The sequence below is a fragment of the Sphingopyxis sp. genome (genome assembly GCF_050725655.1).
In the GTDB taxonomy this organism is placed as follows: domain Bacteria; phylum Pseudomonadota; class Alphaproteobacteria; order Sphingomonadales; family Sphingomonadaceae; genus Sphingopyxis.
Genome location: NZ_JBOHHT010000072.1, coordinates 1 through 5,180 on the forward strand (window position 1 = coordinate 1; position 5,180 = coordinate 5,180).

Annotated in this window: 5 protein-coding genes; all 5 read right to left on the reverse strand. The window is 64.2% G+C overall.

The window, feature by feature from the left end; translation table 11 throughout:
• Positions 1–239: 239 nt before the first annotated feature.
• From phoB to pstC, 5 genes are read right to left on the reverse strand one after another with little or no spacing between them, the layout of a single operon-like run.
• Positions 240–938, reverse strand: a complete 699-nt coding sequence (gene phoB / locus ACREBX_RS10305; RefSeq protein ID WP_431561654.1) for a phosphate regulon transcriptional regulator PhoB — start codon at positions 936–938, stop codon at positions 240–242.
• Entirely contained in the window at positions 938–1,660 is a 723-nt protein-coding gene (phoU, locus tag ACREBX_RS10310) for a phosphate signaling complex protein PhoU (protein WP_431561655.1), read from the reverse strand. The genes phoB and phoU overlap by 1 nt, the downstream gene beginning before the upstream one ends.
• 25 nt (positions 1,661–1,685) lie before the next feature.
• Positions 1,686–2,483: a phosphate ABC transporter ATP-binding protein PstB gene (gene pstB / locus ACREBX_RS10315; RefSeq protein WP_431561656.1), complete on the reverse strand. Its 798-nt coding sequence runs from the start codon at positions 2,481–2,483 to the stop codon at positions 1,686–1,688.
• Between the two features lie 4 nt (positions 2,484–2,487).
• Positions 2,488–3,744, reverse strand: a complete 1,257-nt coding sequence (gene pstA, locus ACREBX_RS10320) for a phosphate ABC transporter permease PstA (protein ID WP_431561657.1) — start codon at positions 3,742–3,744, stop codon at positions 2,488–2,490.
• Positions 3,737–5,113: a phosphate ABC transporter permease subunit PstC gene (gene pstC, locus ACREBX_RS10325; RefSeq protein WP_431561658.1), complete on the reverse strand. Its 1,377-nt coding sequence runs from the start codon at positions 5,111–5,113 to the stop codon at positions 3,737–3,739. Before pstC ends, pstA begins: the two co-directional genes overlap by 8 nt.
• Positions 5,114–5,180 lie beyond the last annotated feature (67 nt).

Below are 5,180 nucleotides of genomic sequence, written 5' to 3' on the forward strand. Positions count from 1 at the left end.
AGCGCTGACGGAGGGGGCTGGCGCCCGCCCGCAACGTCGCTTCAGGCCGCCAACCCCCTCCACCACCTTCGGCGGTCCCCCTCCCCGCAAGCGGGGAGGACCTTTACGGCTGCAACCGGTCGTTAGCTGCCACCTACCTTCGTCACCCCGGACTTTATCCGGGACCCATTGCAACGTTGGTAAGCTGGACCCCGGATCAAGTCCGGGGTGACGATAGGGAAAATGTCGCCTTCCGGTCGTCAGACGCTTTTCCCCGAATCCAGCGCATAACCCGCCGACCGCACGGTGCGGATGATGTCCGTGGTGCCGGGCAGGTTGATCGCCTTGCGCAAACGCCGGATATGCACGTCGACGGTGCGCAGTTCGATGTCGCTGTCCTGACCCCAGACGCTGTCGAGCAATTGCCCGCGCGAGAAGACGCGGCCCGGATGCTCCATGAAATGGCGGAGCAGGCGGAACTCGGTCGGCCCCATCGCGACGATCTGGGCGTTGCGCACGACCTTGTGCGCGACTGAATCGAGTTCGATGTCGGCATAGCTCAGCATCTCGCCGGCGAGCGCGGGGCGCAGGCGGCGGAGCACTGCCTGGACGCGCGCGACGAGTTCACGCGGGCTGAACGGCTTGGTGACATAATCGTCGGCACCGGTCTCGAGGCCGCGGATGCGATCCTCTTCCTCGCCGCGGGCGGTGAGCATGATGATCGGCACGTTCGCCGATTTCGGGTTGCGGCGCAGGCGCCGGCAAACCTCGATGCCCGGCAGGCTCTCGATCATCCAGTCGAGCAGGACGATGTCGGGAACGCGCTCCTCGACCAGGACGAGCGCTTGCTCGCCATCGGGGGTCTGACGGACCGAGAAACCTTCGCGGGCGAAATGCCAGACGATGAGTTCGGCGATCGCCTCGTCATCCTCGATCAGCAGCAAATCGGGCTGCGGCATCAGCCTTGCTCCTGCTCCGCCGACGCGGCGCCTTCGGGGGTCTCGCCGCGCTCGCGTTCTTCCATATGGTCGCCGGTGACGACGTAATAGACCATCTCGGCGATGTTCGTCGCATGGTCGCCCATGCGTTCGAGATTCTTCGCGACGAACAGCAAATGCGCGCTTTCCGAAATATGCTTCGGATTTTCCATCATGAAAGTGACGAGCGTGCGGAAGATGCTGTTGTAGAAATCGTCGACATTCTTGTCGCGGACGGTCACCCGCACCGCGAGTTCGGCGTCGCGCGCCGCAAAGCTGTCGAGCGCGTCGTGGATCAGTTCGGCGACGATCGACGACATCGACATGAGCAGCGGGATCGCTTCGATCGACCGCGTCTGGTCCATCAGCGCGACGCGCTTGGCGATATTCTTCGCATAATCGCCGATGCGCTCGACCACCGAGACGATCTTCAGCGCCGCGATCATTTCGCGCAAATCGTCGGCCATCGGGGCGCGGAGCGCGATCGTCTGTGCGGTGAGCTGTTCGATCTCGGCTTCGAGCGCGTCGATCTTCTTGTCGTCGCGCACGACCTGCGCCGCGAGGTCGAGGTCGCCGCTGTTGAGCGCGCTCATCGCCTGGAGCAGCGCCTGTTCGGCACGGCCGCCCATCTCGCTGATCAGCCCGCGCAGGCGGTTGAGGTCTTCGTCGAATGCCTTGACCGTATGATCGTTGACTACTGCCATCGTTCGTTCCTTTCGCGGCTACGGATCAACCGTAGCGGCCGGTGATATAGTCCTTGGTGCGTTCCTGCTTCGGGTTGGTGAAGATGTCGGTGGTCTTGCCGTATTCTACCAGTGTGCCGAGGTGGAAAAAGGCGGTGCGCTGCGACACGCGGGCCGCCTGCTGCATGTTGTGCGTGACGATCACGATAGCATATTTGCCGCGCAGTTCGTGGATCAGCTCCTCGATCTTCGCGGTCGCGATCGGGTCGAGCGCCGAGCAGGGCTCGTCCATCAGGATGACTTCGGGATCGACCGCGATCGCGCGCGCGATGCACAGGCGTTGTTGCTGGCCGCCCGACAGCGCGGTGCCGCTTTCCAGCAGGCGGTCCTTGACCTCGTCCCACAGGCCGGCGCGCACCAGCGCGCGCTCGACAATGACGTCGAGGTCGGCCTTGTTCGGCGCGAGGCCGTGGATGCGCGGGCCATAGCCGACATTGTCATAGATCGACTTGGGGAAGGGGTTGGGCTTCTGGAACACCATGCCGACGCGCGCGCGCAGCTGCACGACGTCCATCGACGGCGCGTAGATATTTTCGCCGTCGAGTTCGATCTGGCCGGTCACCTTCGCACTCGCGACGGTATCGTTCATGCGGTTCAGCGACCGCAGGAAGGTCGACTTGCCGCAGCCCGACGGGCCGATGAAGGCGGTGACCAGGTCGGTGCCGACGTCGATCGAGACGTCGTTGATCGCCTGTTTCTCGCCGTAAAAGACGTTGACGCCGTGCGCCTTCATCTTGGGATCGGCGATGGTAAGATCGTCGGGGATCAGCGTAGAGTTGGTCATGGGGTCACCAGCGTTTTTCGAATTTGTTGCGAAGATAGATCGCAAAGGCGTTCATCGACAGCAGCACGATAAGCAGCACGAAGATCGCGGCGGAGGTTTTCTCGACAAAGCCCCGGTCGACTTCGTCCGACCAGAGGAAGATCTGCATCGGCAGCACCGTCGAGGGCGAGCAGATGCCGCCCGGAACGTCGCCGATAAAGGCGCGCATCCCGACGAGGAGCAGCGGCGCGGTCTCGCCCAGCGCGCGCGCCATGCCGATGATCGTGCCCGTGAGGATGCCGGGCAGGGCGAGCGGCAGGACGTGGTGGAACACCACCTGCACCGGGCTGGCGCCGACGCCCAGCGCCGCGTCGCGGATCGACGGCGGCACCGACTTGATCGCGTTGCGGCTGGCGATCACGATCACCGGCATCGTCATCAGCGCCAGCGTCAGCCCGCCGACGAGCGGGCTCGCCTGACACAGGCCGAACCAGTTGATGAACACCGCCAGCGCGAGCAGGCCGAAGATGATCGAAGGCACCGCGGCAAGGTTGTTGATCGACACTTCGATGAGGTCGGTCCAGCGGTTCTTCGGCGCATATTCTTCCAGATACAGCGCCGCGAGTACCCCGGTCGGGAAGGCGATCATGAAAGCGATGAAGATCGTCAGCACCGACCCCTTGAGCGCCCCCCAGATGCCCGCGACCGCGGGATCGGTGGCGTCGGCGTTCTTGAAGAAGGGCCAGTGGATGCCGGTCGACAGCTTGCCGTCCTTCTCCAGCGCATCGACCTTTGCGCCGAGTGCGCCCTTGGCGCCTTCCTTGGCGGCGATGTCGACTTCGGACGCGGCGGGCAGTTCGAACACCGTCTTGCCGTTCAGCAATTCGGGATCGTCCTTGATCTGTGAGCGAACCTCTTTCCACGCATTCTCGGAAATCAGCTTCGATCCGTCGGTTCCCAGCGCCTCGTCGGCGGCAAAGGCGACGATGTCGGCGAGCCCCGCGTTCGCGATCACCTGATCGGCGTCGGCGTCGCCGAGCCGCGACGTGTCGATCGTCAGCGGCATCGCCTTGAAATCGACCGGCACCGCGACATGCGTATAGGTAAAGCCGCGCGCGCCGTTGCCGACCATCACGAACAGCAGGAAGGCGAGGAAAGCGCCCGAGAGCAGCACCGCGCCCAGCCCGAACAGCTTGAAGCGGCGTTCGGCGGCGTAGCGGCCCGCGATGCGCTTTTGCATCACGTTGCCTTTCCAGTCGGTGGGGGCGGTGGCTCTATTCATAAGCTTCACGATACTTTTTGACGATGCGCAGCGCGACGATGTTGAGCAGCAGCGTCACGATGAACAGGACAAGGCCGAGCGCGAAGGCGGCGAGCGTTTTCGCGCTGTCGAATTCCTGGTCGCCGGTCAGCAGCTTGACGATCTGTGCGGTCACCGTGGTGACGCTGGCAAAGGGGTTGGCGGTCATGTTGGCCGACAGGCCCGCGGCCATCACCACGATCATCGTCTCGCCGATCGCGCGGCTGACCGCGAGCAAGATGCCGCCCATCACGCCCGGAAGCGCGGCGGGGATCAGTACCTGGCGGATCGTCTCGTTCGGCGTCGCGCCCAAGGCCAGCGAGCCGTCGCGCATCGCCTGCGGCACCGCGTTGATACTGTCGTCGGCCATCGAGGAAACGAAGGGGATGATCATCACCCCCATTACGATACCCGCGGCGAGCGCGCTTTCGGTGGAGGCGTTGGGAATACCCAGCATCACCGCGAAATTGCGCAGCGCCGGCGCCACGGTCAGCGCAGCGAAATAGCCGTAAACGACCGTCGGCACGCCCGCGAGGATCTCGAGGATCGGCTTCACCCATTTGCGCACCACCGGCGCGGCATATTGGGTGAGGTACACCGCGGTCATCATGCCAATAGGAATGGCGACGATCATCGCGATGATCGCGCCGATCAGCACGGTGCCCCAGAACAAGGGAATGCCGCCGAAGGTGTCGGGCTGCGGCGCGCCGCTCGTCGGTGCCCACTCGGTGCCGAACAAAAGCTCGGCAGGCGAGACGAGGCGAAAGAAGCGGATCGATTCGAACAAGAGCGACAGCACGATGCCGAAGGTCGTGAGGATCGCGATCAGCGACGCGAGCAACAGCAACAGCATCACGATCTTTTCGACCCGTGTCCGCGCCCGGAAATCGGGTTTGATCCGCGTGAAGGCATAAAGCCCGCCCGCAAGCGCCAGCGCGAGCATCGCGGCGATGCCGATCCACGCATATTTCTGGCTCGCATCGGCATAGGGCTTCACCAGCCCTGCCGCGGCGGGCATCCGCACCTTGTCCTGGTTGCCCAGCGCCACATTGCGCGCGTCGGACAGCACCGCACCGCGCTCGAAGCCATAAGCGGGCAGGCTTTGCGCCGCCTCGCTCGACAGCACCTGGTTGGTGATCAGCCCGGGCGACACGCTCGCCCAGACGGCAAGGAACAGCGCCGCGGGGGCGAACAGCCACAGCGCGACATACCAGCCATGATATTGCGGGCGCGAATGGAGCTTTTCGCCGGCGCGGCCGGCCAGCAGGCTCGACCGCGCGCGGCCGGCCAGCCAGCCGATCAGCGCGAGACCCGCAATCAAAAGCAAAAGGGCGGCGGCGTTGAAGGTCACTTGATCTTCATCCGGTCAAAACCTTCGTCATTGCGAGCGAAGCGAAGCAATCCAGAGCGGTTTACGC